Here is a 15,185-nt window from a genome sequence, read left to right as displayed (position 1 = left end):
CGGACCCGCCCAAGAAACGGAAAAAGGTCGCTTGAACCTGCACTAGGCCCGCATAATCCGGGCTTTTCTCCAAGGCTTTGAGTTGCCGGTCGGTTGGCTTTCCGGGAACCGTCAGCTGATCGAGAATGATCCCCGGCAGAAATCCCAATCCCGGCCCGCCATCAACCAGCAAATCGGAAAACACCGGCGCCCCGCCGATCACGCCACCTCGTTTCAACAAGGCTTGAAGCTCTTTCTCAACGGCCGTGCCCCGACAGGCGGCAACCAAGTTCTGCGGATTCTCTCCGCTGAACCAAACACCTGTGGCTTCCTTGATCGGCTTGGTGAAATCGGCATCGGCTTTCTTCGGGTCTCCGGTCTGCATGTGGCGCACATCAACCGGAGTCCGTACCTTCAAAGTCTTCACCATCTCCTCGGCCTTGGCGGACTCATCAACCGAGATGACGACGATCCGGGCTTTCTCCTTCCCGCCAGCCAGCTTGAAAAATTCAGCACCCACAATGTCGGGGATTTTCCCCCCGCCAACGATCACCAGCGAACCGCTGATGGGTTCCGGGGGATAAGGCAGGGCCGCTTGAAGCGGCCAAGCGATCAAGAAAACGAAAAAGCCCGTCAGCAAAAGCCGTCCGCGATTCATCATGATCCCTTCCCTCGGGGGGCATTGGGTTTCTCGGCCCGAAGTCGTTCCATGAATTTTTGCAGGTCAACCGGCAACGGCATCGACCAGAACATCTTTTCCTCCGTCCCCGGATGGACGAAGCCCAGCTCAAGGGCGTGCAAAGCCAGACGGGGGGCGTTGCTCGGGTCGGGGAGTTGTGATCCATCCGGCCGGATCGTGTAAACCTTTTCACCACAAATGAAATGCCCGGCCTCGGAAAGATGAATGCGGATTTGGTGGGTCCGGCCGGTTTCCAGTTGGCAGATCAGGGCGGTATGATTCGGAAACTTTTCGTGGATCGTCACATGAGTGACGGCGAACTTCCCCCCGCTCTCGGCGCCGCTGCCCCGGCGGCCGTCCCCCCGGTCCCGAACGAGATAACCGCGAATGGTCTGCGGTTCCATGTGCCCTGGCACGATGGCGACATACCGCCGGACGACCGTGTGGTCTTTGAACTGCCGCCCGAGTTCCCGCTCCCCCCGAACGCTCCGGGCGAAGACCACCAACCCGCTCGTATCCTTGTCAAGGCGTTGAACAATCCGCAAACGGGGAAGGTCTCGCGGCTTCTCCCGTAATTTCCAGCCGATGGCCTTTTGGGTAACATCCTCAAGGGTCGGCGCCAGTTCCCGGCGGGCCTCGGTCCAATCCAGTTCGGCCGGGTGTCGCACCGTGTTAAGACCGGAGACTTTTTCCACCACGACCACATCGGCATCCAGATGCCGAATCACCACATCCTCCGGGCGTTCCCCGCGAACCTCTTGCACGGGTTTGGAACGAAGTTCCACCGTCTCGCCCGCCTTGAGCCGCCGGGCCGGGTCCATGCAAACGGACCCGCCAATGGTGACGTGCCTTCTTTCAATCTGACCACGCACGGCCGACCACGATTGCCCCGGCAACAAGGTGCGGACAAACGCGGACAACGTCTGCCCGGCCTGTTCGGCCGAAACGACTTGGGGAGAGGAATTCAACGGTGATTGATCGGCAGACACAAAAATCCCGGGTGCGGAGGAGGCCGTATCGTTCTTTGATGTTAGCGAATGCGGGAGAAATTTGGTCGCAATCAGGATGATTTGGCTTATCGGATGTTTTTACCGGCGGGTCTTTCAAACAAACAATTTCCATTCGTTCATGCAAGAAAACAAAACCAGAGCCAAACCACCGGGGCGGCGAACAACAGCGAATCGATGACATCCAACACACCGCCGAAACCGGGAACGGACTGCGAAGCATCTTTGGTTTGCAAGTCCCGCTTGATGAGCGATTCGGCGAGATCCCCCAGCACGCCGGCCAAGCCGACGGTGAGCGCAAAAGCCACCCGTTGCAAGTGATTGGCAAACACCGGCAAACAGGCATCAATACCGTACACCACCGCCACCGATGTGAGCATTCCCCCCGCGAAGCCTTGCCATGTTTTTTTCGGGCTGAGCTTGGGCGTCATCAGTTTCCGGCCCAACACGCGGCCGGCAAGGAATTTCCCGGTGAAGTAGGCCCCAATATCGTTGCCCTTGGGCACAAACACGGCCAAAGCCAAGGCGGCCGTCGCCCATCCGTTCGGCAACCAGCGAAGTTGAGCCAGACAACTCGGGAGCAGGCCGAGATACACCCATGCGAAGACCGTCAGGGCCAGTCGCTGGGTGATGTTTCCCGGCCCGTCATACCGCCACATTTCCAAAAGGAATGCCAGTAAGATTCCTGACGCCAAGACGCCAGCCAACAACGGCCACACCGAACCGCTGACGCCCACCGGAACATGCGGCAGCCAATTGACGGCAACCATTCCCAAGCCCACGCCAATCGTCAGGCAACGATCCGGGCGTTGGTTGGACGGAATCAGACTGATTAATTCGCGGATGGCCAGGAACGAGGCAGCCGTGAAGGCCACAAAGAAAATCGGAAACCACGGGGTAAACCAACGGTCCTCAAGCAACAGGAGAACAGCCAGACCGATGAGAATCGACCCCATCCAAAGGCGGGTGCGAAGCATGTCACTCCCCGACCGGGCCGGTGGTCGAAGTCAGACCCCCGAAACGGCGTTGGCGGGACGCGAAGTCCCGAAGAGCCTGATGAAACACCTTCACGTCGAAATCGGGCCAACAAACGGGGGTGACCCAAAACTCGGCGTAAGAGATTTGCCAAAGAAGATAATTGCTGATGCGCATTTCATTGGCCGAACGGATCAGCAAATCCGGGTCGGGCATCCCGGCCGTGTAGAGGTGATTGGTGATCAATTCTTCCGTGATCTCTCCGGGTTTCAATGTCCCGGATTGCACTTGTCCGGCTAAATCCCGCACGGCATCCAAGATTTCCGAACGCGAGCCGTAGTTGACGGCTAGGGCGAGCGTCAGCCCCGTGTTCCCGGCGCTGAGTTGTTCGGATCGCTCGATTTCCTCAATCACATCAGGCGCGAGTTCGGATCGTCGCCCGATCACACGAAACCGGATGTTTTGCCGCATGATCTCGGGGCGTTCTTCAATGAGATAATGCTTGAAAAGACTCATCAGGAAGTCGACTTCAGCCTTTGGCCGCTTCCAGTTTTCCGAACTGAAGCTGTAGAGGGTAAGCTGGCCGATTCCGAGTGTGGCGGCTTCCGTCACAATCTCGCGGACCCGCTCAACCCCGCGAGCGTGTCCCTCGATTCGTTCTTTTCCCTGTTCGACGGCCCAGCGACCGTTGCCATCCATGATGATCGCCACATGGCGGGGCAACGCTTCGCGGGGAAGAGCGATTTCAGTCGAGGCAGGCATGTTGAATTCCCCGAGTCAACGCATGGGAATTGATTGCGCGCGATCCGGGCCAACCGACACGATGGAAACCGGCAGGCCGAGCAGTTCGCTAATCCGGGCGACATACCGCCGGGCTTGGATCGGCAGGTCGTCAACCGTCCGGCAACTGGTGAGGTCTTGAGCCCAGCCTTCCATCGTCTCATACACCGGCTGGCAGCGTTCAAGTTGGAAGGAATCGCTCGGGAAGGTCGTGCGGCGTTCCCCGTCCACGTCGTAGGCGACGCAGAGTTTCAATTCACTCAATCCGCTCAGGACATCCAGCAGCATCACCGTGATTTCGTTGGCGCCCGACAGCATTGCCGTGTATCGGGTGGCCACCGAGTCAAACCAGCCAACGCGGCGAGGCCGGCCGGTGACGGTGCCGTATTCCCGGCCGATCTTGCGAATTCGTTCGCCGATGCCCTCCGGCCCGTCGGCGAGTTCCGTCGGGAACGGCCCGCGGCCCACACGAGTTGTGTACGCTTTCACCACGCCGATGATCCGGTCCAGGTGTTTCGCCGGAACGCCCGTGCCGGACCAGATGCCCGACGGCAGACTGTGCGAACTCGTCACATACGGATAGGTGCCGTGGTCAATGTCCAGCAGGCTGCCTTGGGCGGCCTCGAAGAGAATCTTCTTTTTCGCAGCCAGACCATCATGCAGAAGATACGCGGTGTCTTTGACGAACTTCTTGATCTTCTCGGCATATCCGAGGTATTCGTCACAAACGGCATCCGCGTCGAATTGCTTCACATCTGTGGCATCGACGGGGGCTAACGCCTTGATGACGCGGTTCTTGCGTGGGACGATTTGATGCAGGCGTTCCCGCAAATGTTTCGGGTGCAGCAGTTCGCCCACACGGATGCCGCCGGTTCGGCCGACCTTGTCTTGGTAACACGGCCCGATGCCACGTCCGGTCGTTCCGATGGAACCGTTTCCTTGCTCCGTCGAGGTTTCCTCGGCAATGTGGTATGGGAAGATCACATGGGCATGATCGCTGACGGCCAGATTGCTGACATGAACCCCGGCCGCTTCCAATGCGGCCAATTCCTTCAGAAGTTGTGGAGGGTAGACCACGACGCCGTTGCCAATCACCGAGGTCAGGTGAGTTTTCAGAACACCCGTCGGCAGGAGGGAGAGCTTGAAAACCTTGTCCCCGTGGACAACCGTGTGTCCGGCGTTGTTGCCGCCGTTGTAACGGACCACAAAATCATGATCCTCGGCCAGAAGATCGACGATTTTGCCCTTCGCCTCGTCGCCCCACTGAAGCCCCACCACACAGGTTGCGCTCATCAATCAGCCCCAAGAAAAAAGCCCGGGGATTGCCCGAGCCTCCCGTCCCACGTTGGTCGAATCACCAAACGTCAGGCTAACGAACCCCGCCGGGCAAGGCAAGTGACCGAAACCCGGCGAATCGATTCTCCGTCCCCGGAAACCGGCCCGATTGACACATGAAGAGTTGAAGAAGTGGCGATGGCACGGTAAATTTGTATTCAGGGCTGTCTACATTGTGATCTCTCCATTCATACGCTTTTCCGGTGAATCATGTCCGCACTCGACGCCTCCGGGATCGCCCAGTTGGCCCGGCGCCTCGATCTTGTCGGCGACGACCATTTGTTCGAGGCTTGGGAAGAACTTGGAACCAAAACCGGCCCCGCCGAACCCCTGCTCCGATTCTTGGAGCGCAAAGGAATCATCACCCCGTGGCAGGCCGCGAAACTCCTTAAAGGAGAAAAAGAAGGCTATTTTCTCGGCGGCTATCGCATGCTCTACCGGATCGCCGCCGGCAGTTTCGGCCGGGTATACCGGGCTGATAATCCCGGCACCGGGGAAATTGTCGCGATCAAGGTTCTCCGCAAACGATGGGGCGAGGATAAACGGAAGGTGGAATCCTTCGAGCGCGAGGGAAAGGTGGGCATGGCCATGCAACACCCCAACATCGTGCAAATCCTCGCCGTGAGCCGGGATGCCCACACCGGGCAGTATTACATCATCATGGAATTCGTCGAGGGGGGAAACCTCAAGGACTTCCTCTCCATCCGGAAGAAACTGGATTGCCCCGAAGGTTTGCGGCTGCTTCACGAAACCGTCTCCGGCCTTGCCCACGCCCTCACATTGGGCCTCACACACCGGGACATCAAGCCCACCAATATTCTGATCTCCGCCACCAAGACAGCCAAACTCGTGGACTTCGGCCTGGCCGAAATTGCCGGCGGGGCGAAAGAAGAGGGCGAAGAGGTTGACCGCACCGTCGATTACGCGGGATTGGAAAAAGCCACCGGCCAGAAAGCGGGCGATCCCCGAAGCGACATTTACTTCTTGGGTTGCACCTTCCACGAAATGATCACCGGCCGGCCGTTGCTCACGGTCACGCGGGACGCCAAGGCCCGGATGCAACGACAACGATTTGAACTCGGTAGCCAGATCAGCCGATCCGACCCCGATATCCCCCCGCCGGTCCACGCCTTGCTTTCCCGAATGGTGGCCTTCGATCCGGCCGAGCGGTTTCAGAATTACGAACAGTTGATGGAGACAATCGATTTGGTCTCCAAAGAACTGCACGGAGGCCGGAAAACAGCGGCCTCTCAAGTTGGGCCAAAATCCATCTACATCGTCGAGCAAAATCAGAAATTGCAGGACGCTTTCCGCGACAAGCTGAAGAAGTACGGCTATCGGGTGATGATCTCGATGAACGCCACACAGGCGCTCAGCCGCTTCCAACAACAGCCTTATGATGTGCTACTCGTCGATTGCGGCACGGTCGGCGTGGATGGCTTGGACACGTTGGAAAAGGTGTTGAACCAAGCCGACATGAAGCGGCTGCAATGCCACGGCATTGTGATGCTTTCCGAAGACCAAGCCCATTGGGCCGAACGGGTAAACCTGCGGGACAATGTCACCGTTCTGGTGCGCCCGGTGACGATGCGGCAAATCACCCAAGCCCTCGCCGAATTTGCCCCGACGGAAGCACTCGCCTCGAACGACGAATAGGCCATCGGTTTCGTAGACCGCTGTTCAATCTTTTTTCTTGGGAGTTGGGATCGGCTTGCCGATCTTGGCGAGCATCGTCTTCATGTCCTCCCACACCAATCCCTTGTTCTGGGGGCTTCTTCCCTCCAACAAGGAAGCCGGGTGAAAAGTGCAAATCACCGGGATTCCCTTGAACTCATAAAACTGGCCCCGAAGCTTGGTAATGCCCGTTTTCGTCTTTAAGAGATTCTGGGCCGCGACCCCTCCCCAACAACAAATGATCTTGGGGGCAACCAAATCAATTGTTTTCTCCAAGTATTCTCGGCAATTCGCACATTCGTCCGGTTTGGGCACTCGGTTCCCCGGCGGGCGGCAACGGAGGATATTGCAGATGAAAACTTCTTCCCGCCTTAGCCCACAAGCGGCGATGATCTTGTTGAGCAGTTGCCCGGCCACGCCGACAAAGGGGACGCCCTGACGGTCTTCATCCCCGCCGGGAGCCTCGCCAACGAACAGAATCTCGGCGCCAACCGGACCGACGCCAAAAACCGTCTGCGTGCGGGAGGAGGCCAGTTCGGGGCAACGCTGGCATTCCTTGACAACCCCGGCCAAAACAGCCAAGGCAATGCGCCGGGCTTCCGGATCTGTCGGAGTAGTTTCCGCCTCATGCAATGACGATCCGTTCAACCGATCCGTCTCGGCGTCATCCGCAAACATATCGGGTTGTTTGACCATGATGCTCAACTCCGGGGCGGGCGAAAGCCATTCGACGCCTGATTCTTTCAACGATCTTAATCGCGGACCCAACTGATTTTCCAAGTTCAAATCGGCCACGAGACACCTGATCGGGAATGGTTTGTGCGCGGCGGCCTGTCATCCCCTATAATTCGACTGAAAAACCCCGTTTCGTTCCAGAGGTTTCTTGATGGCCGCGAATGAATTCGTCCTCGGGTTGGTGCAGATGCGTTGCGCGGAAGAACCCGCCCCCAATCTGGCGAAGGCCATCGAGCAAATTCACCTGGCCGCGAAACAGGGGGCGCAGATTGTCTGCCTGCCCGAACTGTTCCTCGGGCCGTATTTCTGCAACACGCACACTTTGGAAAACTTCGACCGGGCCGAGCCAATCCCCGGCCCCAGCACGGAGAAACTATCCTTGGCCGCCAAATCGGCCGGGGTGGTCGTGGTGGCGTCGATTTTCGAGCGGGTGATGGCCGGGTTGTGTTTCAACACGGCCGTCGTTTTCGACGCGGATGGCTCCATGCTCGGGGTTTACCGCAAGATGCACATTCCGCATGATCCGTTGTTCTTCGAGAAATATTATTTTCGCCCCGGCGATCTCGGGTTCAAGGTGTTTCCGACAAAGTTTGGCGTGGTCGGCACCCTGATTTGCTGGGATCAATGGTTCCCCGAGGGTGCCCGGCTGACGGCCATGAAAGGGGCCGAGGTTCTCGTTTATCCCACGGCCATCGGCTGGCATCCCCGCGAAAAAGCGGAATTCGGCAAACAGCAACATGATGCTTGGGAAACGATCCAGCGGGGGCACGCCATCGCCAACGGACTCTATGTGACGGGCATCAACCGGGTGGGGTTTGAAGCCTCCCCGGCCGGGGACGGCTTGGAATTCTGGGGCGGGTCGTTCGTGAGCGATCCCTTTGGCGTCATCGTCGCCCGAGGGTCGCACGACAAGGAAGAACTCCTGATCGTTCCCTGCAAGCGGGACCGCATGACGGACGTTCGCCGGAACTGGCCGTTCTTCCGGGATCGCCGGACGGATGCGTATTCCGATCTCACGAAGGTTTCCCTGACCACCCCCGGACTATAACTGTTGATATGAGCGACACACCGAAGCCCCCGGAATCGAACGTCACGGGTCACGACTATTCCCAACGGGGCCATCTGCACTACAAAGCGACCCCGATCATCGACTTTCACAGCCATGTGACGATGACCGCCCCCTCGGACCAAGCCAACGGCCCGGCGGGTGGCAGCGGGGCCGAGGGGACGACCGCCGGGGCCGAGACGATGCTCGCTTTGGGGCGAGAGTTTGGCATTAGTCAGACTGTCACCATGTGCCCCGCCCAGGATATCGCCCCGTTGCGGGCCAAATTCGGGGACGCCTTGTTGTTCAACGGGATGATTAACAAAAAGCCGGACGAACCGGATGATGTGGCCTATGCCCTCTTGGATCGGTTTTTGGAGGAAGGCGTCCACATCATCAAACTGTGGTCGGCCCCGCGGGGCCGGGAACGCGGCCTCACCGTTGACGCCCCATGGCGGGTGGAATGCTTGCGGAGGGCTTCGCGGGCCGGACTCCGCAATGTAATGGTGCACGTGGGCGATCCGGATGCGTGGTGGGAACATACGTACACAGACACCGCCAAATTCGGAACCAAGCCCGAGCAATATGTGCCGTTTCAGCGTTTAATGAAGGAATTCCCGGAGTTCAACTGGATCGGGGCGCACATGGGGGGAGACCCGGAACATCCCGACCATTTGCAGGCGATGCTTGAGGAATTCCCGCAACTTTATTTCGACACGAGCGCGACCAAATGGCAGGTGCGGGAGGTTTCCCCGCGAACTCGGGAGATTTACGGGTTAGTTTGCCGGTTCCCCGGCCGGTTTTTGTTCGGGACTGACTTGGTGACCCGTCACGGACTCACCGCCGAGCATTATGTCAGCCGATATTGGTGCCAGCGGACTCTTTGGGAAAGCGACTGGTCGGGTCCGAGCCCTGTGGCGGATAGTGATTACAAACATCCAAACACGGCGAACGAGACCCCGACTCTGCGCGGGGTAAATCTGCCGGAAGACGTTTTGCGAAAAGTCTATTTCGAGAATGCCCGACGGTTGCTCGAACCAGCGACCGCCGGAAATTAATTGCCGGGACATGAAGGTTCCGGTAGCGTTTGATTAGGAATGAGATGTTTTTCGTGTCCGTCATCCCAAAGATGGCGGTCTCCGAGGAACATTTTCCGGGGGTGTCGTGTGATTTCCACTGTTGGCGATGTCGCGGGATGGGTTCAGGGTGAGGTGGTCGGCGACCCGTCGCAGATCATCCGGGCCGCCCGTCCGCTGAGCGACTCACCACAGGCTGATGAGATCACGGTCGTCTTGGACGACCGATTCTTGTCTCAATTTCACGCCTCCCGCGCCGGGGCGGCCATCGTCGACATGTCGGCTGCGGTCAATGGGAAAACAATGGTGCGGGTCAAAGATCCGCTGATGGCGTTTGTCTCCATCGTCAAACGATTTCATGTTCTTCCCAGTCCCGAGTTTCGGGGCATCCATCCGACAGCCATTATTCACCCCAGCGCCACGGTGGCCGAAGATGTGAGCATTGGCGCTTACGTCACCATCGGCGAAGGTTGCGTCATCGGCCCTCGTTGCCGGTTGAACAACGGCGTGATGGTGGGGCACCACTGTTCCCTCGGCGAAGATGTCCAATTGGGGCCAAATGTCGTCCTGTACGATGGCTGCGTGATCGGCAATCGGGTGACGATCTTGGCGAATTCCGTGATCGGGGCCGATGGTTTCGGCTACCGCACCATCGCCGGCAAACATGTGAAGATTCCGCAGGTCGGCCACGTTGAAATTGCGGACGACGTGGAAATTGGCGCCTGCACGACCATCGACCGCGCGACTTTCGGAGCCACTCGGATCGGCACCGGCTCAAAGATCGACAACTTGGTGATGATCGCTCACAACTGCCAGTTGGGCCGCCATAATCTGATCGTCGGCCAAGTCGGCCTCGCCGGTTCCGTGGTGACCGGGGATTATGTGGTGATGGCCGGGCATGTCGGTGTGGCCGATCATTGCAAGATTGGCGACCGGAGCATGTTGGGGGCGAAAGCTGGTGTCCATAAGGATGTCCCGCCCGACCAGAAAATGCTCGGCGCCCCGGCAACTCCCGCCGCCGAACAAATGCGGATCATGTCTAGCCTCGAAAAGCTCCCGGAAATCCGCAAGGACATCCGCGAGATCAAAAAGCAACTTGGCATCTCGGATTCGTGACGATGGAACCAACTCCGATTGGCCTCGTCGCGGGTTGGGGCACCCTTCCCGTCCGCATCGTTCAAAAAGCCCACGCAGCCGGTATCCCGGTCATCTGTCTGGGCATTCGCGGAATGGCCGACCGCGCCGCGCTCGAACCCTATTGCAAGCGTTTTTACTGGAACCGACTAGCCCAGATGAACCGGCCGATCCGCCTCATGAAGCGAGAAGGCGTGAAGCAATGGGCGATGGCCGGCAAAGTCCACAAAGTGCAATTGTTCAAGCGATTTCGCTGGGTGACCCTACTACCCGACCTTCGCATGATTCGGTTCTGGCTGCGTCGGCGTTCCAACAATTCGGACGACACCATCACCCTGGCCATCATTGATGAATACGCCCGAGAAGGCTTGGAATGCGTTTCCCAACTGGAGATTTGCCCGGAGTTGCTCGTGAAGCCCGGATGTCTGACAAAACGTCAACCGACTGATCGTGAGACGGCCGACATGGAGTATGGCTGGCACTTGGCCAAGGAAATGGGCCGTCTGGACATCGGCCAGAGCGTCGCCGTGCGGGACCGGGCGGTTCTGGCGGTGGAGGCCATCGAAGGAACCGACGCCGCCATCCGACGCGCGGGTGAACTCTGCCGCACCGGCGGGTTCGTGGTGGTCAAAGTGGCCAAACCGGAGCAAGACATGCGGTTTGACGTGCCCACCGTCGGCCCGTCCACCATCCAAACCATCAAACAAGCCGGTGGTTCGGCCCTCGCCATTGAGGCTGAAAAAACCATTCTGTTGGATGACGAGGAAACGATCCGACTGGCTGAGCAATTCGGGATTTGCATCGTCGCGAGATAAGCCAAAGTTTTTTAGCCGTGGATGGAACACGGATTCGGTTTTTTGTCCGAATCCGTGTTCCATCCACGGCTAAAAATCTTCTTCTCAATCTTCAATTCATCCGATCCACTTGGAATCAGTCGTCGTGTGGCTGACCAGTTCTTTTGATTCAAACCACAAGGCAATCTCGGCTGCGGCGTTTTCCGGGCTGTCGCTGCCGTGGATCAGGTTGTTTTGGACGCTCAGGGAGAAATCGCCTCGGATGGTTCCGGGAGGGGATTTGGCCCCGTCCGTGGCTCCCATCATCAATCGGCAGACGGCGACGGCCTCGCGGCCTTCCCACACCATCGCCACCGTCGGGCCGCTGGTGAGAAATTGAATCAAAGACTCGTAAAACGGTTTGCCCTTATGAACGGCGTAGTGGCTTTCAGCCAGCGAGCGGCTGGCTTGGACAAACTTTAGCCCCGCGAGCCGCAAACCCTTGCGCTCAAACCGGCCGGTCACTTCACCAATCAACCGCCGTTGCACGGCATCCGGCTTCAAAAGAATCAACGTCTGCTGCATGTCGTCCGTCTCCGGGTTTGGGGCTGCTCATTCGTTTTCATTCATGGTCAGACTTTCCGGTCAAGTCGTCCAGCGGTGGAAAATGCGTTATCCGGGGAAACTCTCGGGATTTTGCTGACTCAGCCTGACAATCCGGCCGGGAGAGTCCGGCCGGAAAGGTGGGCAAGGCCCGGCAAATCGGCCGATGAATCCGCTGGTCGAAGCTCACCGGGAGAACATTCATGCGTGCGGGAAAATGGTCTGTCGTTGCCATCGGAATGGCCATGCTCGTGTCGGGAAGCGGACGGGCCGAGCCGATCCTTCTGCGGGAAACAGTGAAGGAAGGCGATTGCCACCATGTCGTCATCAAGACCTCGCTCACGGGCAATCTGAAGGTCGCCCGCGAGGACAAGACCGTCCCCCTGCCGGTGAAAGCCTCCAACGACCATGATTTCGTCGAGCGAGTGCTGACGGTCGACAAGTCGGTGGCCAAGAAAGTCGCCCGGTATTACGAAACGGCCCAATCAGTCGCCCAGGTGGACAGCGACAAAATCGAACGCTCCCTGCGGAGCGACCGGCGGCGAATCGTGGCCCAGCGGATTGGCGAAGGTCTGCTGACCTACGCCCCCGCCGGCCCGCTCACCCAGTCCGAAGTTGAGGTGGTTTCGGAACATTTCGACACCTTGCACCTGATGGGCTTGCTTTCGGACAAGGAAACCGAACTTGGCGAAAAGTGGAAAATTTCCAACGCCATCGCCCAATCCATGTGCCTGTTCGACGGATTGATTTCGCAAGACTTGGAAGGGACCTTGGAATCCACCAAGGAAGGCGTGGCGACTATCCGCGTCCTCGGGACCGCCAAGGGCATCGAAAACGGCGCAATGGCCACGCTGACCGTCGAAGCCATGTTGAGTTTTGATTCAAAGGCGGCCAAGATCACGGGCATCACTTGGAAACAAAAAGACATCCGCGACCAAGGCCCGGTGTCCCCGGCGGCCGATGTAGAGACACAAACCACCGTCAAGCGGGAATCCCTGAAAGAAGAACCCAAGGAACTCTCCAGCGCGGCGCTGATCGGCGTTCCTTCCGAAGACGACCCGCCCGGCGTGGTGAAGCAACTTTCTCACACGGACCCCAAGGGGCGATATCGGTTCGCCTACGCCCGCGACTGGCATGTCGTGGGCCAGACGGATCATCACTTGGTGATGCGCCTCCTCGACCGGGGAGACTTCGTGGCCCAGATGACCATGACCATGTGGAAGAACGCCGGGGCGGGCAAGCACCTTTCGCCCGATGAGTTTCAAAAGATTGTCTCGGCCTCGCCGGGTTGGGCGATGGAGCAGGTCGTCGATCACGGGGAAGTGGCCGGTGACGCCGACCGCTGGGCTTACCGGATCACCGCCCGTGGGGAACTGGACGGCACCAAGGTTGTGCAAAACTTCTATCTGATCGCCAACACCCTCGGCGAGCAGATGATTGTGACCTTCACAATGAAGCCGACGAACCTGGCCCGGTTGGGCACGAAAGACCTGGCCGTTGTGAACGCGGTGGAAATCATCAAGAAGTAAAGGACATCACTCAACCGTGACGCTCTTCGCCAAATTTCGGGGTTTGTCCACATCGCAGCCGCGCAAGAGAGCCGCGTGATAGGCGAAGAGTTGCAAGGGAATCACGGTCACGATGGGTTGCAGATATTCCGGCACATCGGGAACAAAGATCACCTCGTCAGCCCGCGAGGCGACATGATCGGCCGCGCGTGCGTCCCCCTCGCTGGCGATGGCAATGACCGGCCCGCCGCGAGCTTTCACTTCTTCCAAATTGCTCATCACCTTGTCAAACACCGATCCTCGCGGCGTGAGGAAGATTGACGGTGTTTGCTTGTCCACCAAGGCAATCGGGCCGTGCTTCATCTCGGCGGCCGGATAGCCCTCGGCATGGATGTAACTGATTTCCTTGAGTTTCAACGCCCCTTCCAGAGCCACCGGATACATGTACTGTCGGCCCATGAACAGCATGTTCGAGGTTTGCTGATACTTCTCGGCCAGTTGCCGGACAGCATCGTTGCAGCGGAGCGTTTTCTTGATGATCTCGGGCAATGCCTGAAGGTCTTCAATCATCTTCGCGCCTTGCAGGCTGGAAAGATTCCGCATCCGGCCCAGAAACAAAGCCAGCATCGCCAGCACCACGACTTGCGAGGTGAACGCCTTGGTGCTGGCCACCCCCACTTCCGGGCCGGCGTGAAGGTAGACGCCGCCGTCTGCCTCGCGGGCAATCGAGCTTCCGACGACGTTGCAAATGGCCAGCGAGCGATGCCCCTTGCGTTTGCTTTCCCGCAGGGCGGCGAGCGTGTCGGCCGTCTCGCCGGACTGGGTGATGGCGATCACAATCGTGTCTTGGTCGATGGGCGGGTTGCGATACCGGAATTCGCTGGCGTATTCCACCTCCACCGGGATGCGGGCAAATTCCTCAAACAAATATTCCCCGACGATCCCGGCATGATAACTGGTGCCGCAGGCGGTGAGGATGATTCGCTCGGCCTTGCGAAGCTGGCGGGGATCAAGATTCAAACCGCCGAACACGGCCGTGGCGTTTTCATGATCCAACCGCCCGCGCATCGCGTTGGCGACCGACTCGCTTTGCTCGTGGATTTCCTTGAGCATGTAATGCGGAAATTCGCCCTTGTCTGTGTCGGTCGATTTCCAATCAATGTTTTGAACGGAAAACGAAACACGGGAATGAGAGGCATCGTAAATGTGGAAATCATCGGCCGTGATGACACAGACCTGATGATCCTTCAGGTACACGATCTTGCTCGTGTGGCCGATCAACGCGGACGGATCGGACGCCAGAAAATGCTCCCCCTCCCCGACACCGATGACCAGCGGACTCCCAAGCCGGGCGGCGATGATCCGCTCCCCGTGGCGGGGGCTGACGGCCGCCATGCCATAGGTTCCCTTGAGCATCGGAATGATGCGACGAAGGGCGGCCAGCAAATCGGGGTCGTTTTGCCGGGCGAGCAGATGGGCGATCACTTCCGTGTCGGTTTCGCTGAGAAACTTGATCCCCTCGTTTTGCAAATCTCGCTTGAGGGCCGAATAATTTTCGATCACGCCGTTGTGAACGACCGCAATGTCGCCGTGAGAGGAAGGCCCCAAGTGTGGGTGGGCGTTGGTATCGGTGGCCCCGCCGTGTGTGGCCCAGCGGGTGTGGCTGATTCCCAATGACCCGAGAATGGGATCATCCGCCAGATGCCGGGCCAGTTCTTGCACCCGCCCGGCTTTTTTGCGGATGAAGAGTTTGGAATCAGAAAGAGTGGCGATCCCGGCGCTATCGTAACCGCGATACTCCAACCGGCGAAGCCCTTCGATCAAAATTGGCTCGGCCTGCCGCGGGCCAACGTATCCAAAGATCCCGCACATGAGCGCACTC

13 protein-coding genes and 1 pseudogene are annotated in these 15,185 nt (G+C 58.7%); 6 read left to right on the top strand and 8 right to left on the bottom strand.

Annotated features, from left to right (window positions below; all coding sequences use genetic code 11):
- The 5 genes and pseudogenes from BGIM_RS64950 to BGIM_RS0123035 all read right to left on the bottom strand — a co-directional run.
- Positions 1 to 640 (bottom strand): annotated as a pseudogene (locus tag BGIM_RS64950) (hypothetical protein); the annotation flags it as partial.
- On the bottom strand, positions 637 to 1,647 hold the full coding sequence (locus tag BGIM_RS0123050) for an RluA family pseudouridine synthase (protein WP_020472093.1): 1,011 nt from the start codon (positions 1,645 to 1,647) through the stop codon (positions 637 to 639). The pseudogene BGIM_RS64950 and the gene BGIM_RS0123050, both read right to left, overlap by 4 nt.
- A gap of 137 nt (positions 1,648 to 1,784) precedes the next feature.
- Positions 1,785 to 2,642: a phosphatidate cytidylyltransferase gene (locus tag BGIM_RS0123045; protein WP_020472092.1), complete on the bottom strand. Its 858-nt coding sequence runs from the start codon at positions 2,640 to 2,642 to the stop codon at positions 1,785 to 1,787.
- Between the two features lies 1 nt (position 2,643).
- Positions 2,644 to 3,402, bottom strand: coding sequence for an isoprenyl transferase (locus tag BGIM_RS0123040; protein ID WP_020472091.1), 759 nt, complete (start codon positions 3,400 to 3,402; stop codon positions 2,644 to 2,646).
- Positions 3,403 to 3,417: 15 nt separating this feature from the next.
- Positions 3,418 to 4,713, bottom strand: coding sequence for an adenylosuccinate synthase (locus tag BGIM_RS0123035; protein ID WP_020472090.1), 1,296 nt, complete (start codon positions 4,711 to 4,713; stop codon positions 3,418 to 3,420).
- Positions 4,714 to 4,965: 252 nt separating this feature from the next.
- Between BGIM_RS0123035 and BGIM_RS0123030 the strand changes: the two genes are divergently transcribed.
- Positions 4,966 to 6,411: a protein kinase domain-containing protein gene (locus tag BGIM_RS0123030; protein WP_020472089.1), complete on the top strand. Its 1,446-nt coding sequence runs from the start codon at positions 4,966 to 4,968 to the stop codon at positions 6,409 to 6,411.
- A gap of 24 nt (positions 6,412 to 6,435) precedes the next feature.
- On the opposite strand, the gene BGIM_RS58065 is transcribed toward BGIM_RS0123030, so the two are convergent.
- A complete protein-coding gene (locus BGIM_RS58065) occupies positions 6,436 to 7,125 on the bottom strand; it encodes a uracil-DNA glycosylase (RefSeq protein ID WP_084760054.1) in 690 nt (229 codons plus the stop codon).
- Between the two features lie 190 nt (positions 7,126 to 7,315).
- Between BGIM_RS58065 and BGIM_RS0123020 the strand changes: the two genes are divergently transcribed.
- From BGIM_RS0123020 to BGIM_RS0123005, 4 genes are all read left to right on the top strand, one after another.
- Positions 7,316 to 8,212, top strand: a complete 897-nt coding sequence (locus BGIM_RS0123020) for a carbon-nitrogen hydrolase (RefSeq protein ID WP_020472087.1) — start codon at positions 7,316 to 7,318, stop codon at positions 8,210 to 8,212.
- 8 nt (positions 8,213 to 8,220) lie between these two features.
- Positions 8,221 to 9,267 (top strand): amidohydrolase family protein, encoded by a 1,047-nt coding sequence (locus BGIM_RS0123015; RefSeq protein ID WP_020472086.1) that lies wholly within the window; start codon positions 8,221 to 8,223, stop codon positions 9,265 to 9,267.
- 108 nt (positions 9,268 to 9,375) lie between these two features.
- Positions 9,376 to 10,401 carry a UDP-3-O-(3-hydroxymyristoyl)glucosamine N-acyltransferase gene (gene lpxD, locus BGIM_RS0123010; RefSeq protein ID WP_020472085.1) on the top strand — a complete coding sequence of 342 codons (1,026 nt, stop codon included), beginning with the start codon at positions 9,376 to 9,378 and terminating at the stop codon, positions 10,399 to 10,401.
- A gap of 2 nt (positions 10,402 to 10,403) precedes the next feature.
- Positions 10,404 to 11,234 carry an LpxI family protein gene (locus BGIM_RS0123005; protein WP_020472084.1) on the top strand — a complete coding sequence of 277 codons (831 nt, stop codon included), beginning with the start codon at positions 10,404 to 10,406 and terminating at the stop codon, positions 11,232 to 11,234.
- Between the two features lie 96 nt (positions 11,235 to 11,330).
- Here BGIM_RS0123005 and ndk read toward each other — a convergent pair whose 3' ends face one another.
- Entirely contained in the window at positions 11,331 to 11,777 is a 447-nt protein-coding gene (ndk, locus tag BGIM_RS0122995) for a nucleoside-diphosphate kinase (protein ID WP_020472083.1), read from the bottom strand.
- A gap of 221 nt (positions 11,778 to 11,998) precedes the next feature.
- Between ndk and BGIM_RS0122985 the strand changes: the two genes are divergently transcribed.
- Entirely contained in the window at positions 11,999 to 13,324 is a 1,326-nt protein-coding gene (locus BGIM_RS0122985; protein ID WP_020472081.1) for a hypothetical protein, read from the top strand.
- Between the two features lie 6 nt (positions 13,325 to 13,330).
- Here BGIM_RS0122985 and glmS read toward each other — a convergent pair whose 3' ends face one another.
- Positions 13,331 to 15,175, bottom strand: coding sequence for a glutamine--fructose-6-phosphate transaminase (isomerizing) (gene glmS / locus BGIM_RS0122980; RefSeq protein ID WP_020472080.1), 1,845 nt, complete (start codon positions 15,173 to 15,175; stop codon positions 13,331 to 13,333).
- Positions 15,176 to 15,185: the final 10 nt, after the last annotated feature.

Origin of the sequence: Zavarzinella formosa DSM 19928 (genome assembly GCF_000255705.1) — a bacterium.
Classification (GTDB): Bacteria; Planctomycetota; Planctomycetia; order Gemmatales; family Gemmataceae; genus Zavarzinella; species Zavarzinella formosa.
Note: the sequence above shows the minus strand (reverse complement) of the source record. Positions and strands in the feature narration are given on the sequence as shown.

What these genes read in the sequence shown, in the direction of transcription:
- BGIM_RS0123045 (WP_020472092.1), bottom strand. Translation starts at nt 2,642, where the DNA reads ATGCTTCGCACCCGCCTTTGGATGGGGTCGATTCTCATCGGTCTGGCT.
- BGIM_RS0123040 (WP_020472091.1), bottom strand. Translation starts at nt 3,402, where the DNA reads ATGCCTGCCTCGACTGAAATCGCTCTTCCCCGCGAAGCGTTGCCCCGC.
- BGIM_RS0123035 (WP_020472090.1), bottom strand. Translation starts at nt 4,713, where the DNA reads ATGAGCGCAACCTGTGTGGTGGGGCTTCAGTGGGGCGACGAGGCGAAG.
- BGIM_RS0123030 (WP_020472089.1), top strand. Translation starts at nt 4,966, where the DNA reads ATGTCCGCACTCGACGCCTCCGGGATCGCCCAGTTGGCCCGGCGCCTC.
- BGIM_RS58065 (WP_084760054.1), bottom strand. Translation starts at nt 7,125, where the DNA reads ATGGTCAAACAACCCGATATGTTTGCGGATGACGCCGAGACGGATCGG.
- BGIM_RS0123020 (WP_020472087.1), top strand. Translation starts at nt 7,316, where the DNA reads ATGGCCGCGAATGAATTCGTCCTCGGGTTGGTGCAGATGCGTTGCGCG.
- BGIM_RS0123015 (WP_020472086.1), top strand. Translation starts at nt 8,221, where the DNA reads ATGAGCGACACACCGAAGCCCCCGGAATCGAACGTCACGGGTCACGAC.
- BGIM_RS0123005 (WP_020472084.1), top strand. Translation starts at nt 10,404, where the DNA reads ATGGAACCAACTCCGATTGGCCTCGTCGCGGGTTGGGGCACCCTTCCC.
- ndk (WP_020472083.1), bottom strand. Translation starts at nt 11,777, where the DNA reads ATGCAGCAGACGTTGATTCTTTTGAAGCCGGATGCCGTGCAACGGCGG.
- BGIM_RS0122985 (WP_020472081.1), top strand. Translation starts at nt 11,999, where the DNA reads ATGCGTGCGGGAAAATGGTCTGTCGTTGCCATCGGAATGGCCATGCTC.
- glmS (WP_020472080.1), bottom strand. Translation starts at nt 15,175, where the DNA reads ATGTGCGGGATCTTTGGATACGTTGGCCCGCGGCAGGCCGAGCCAATT.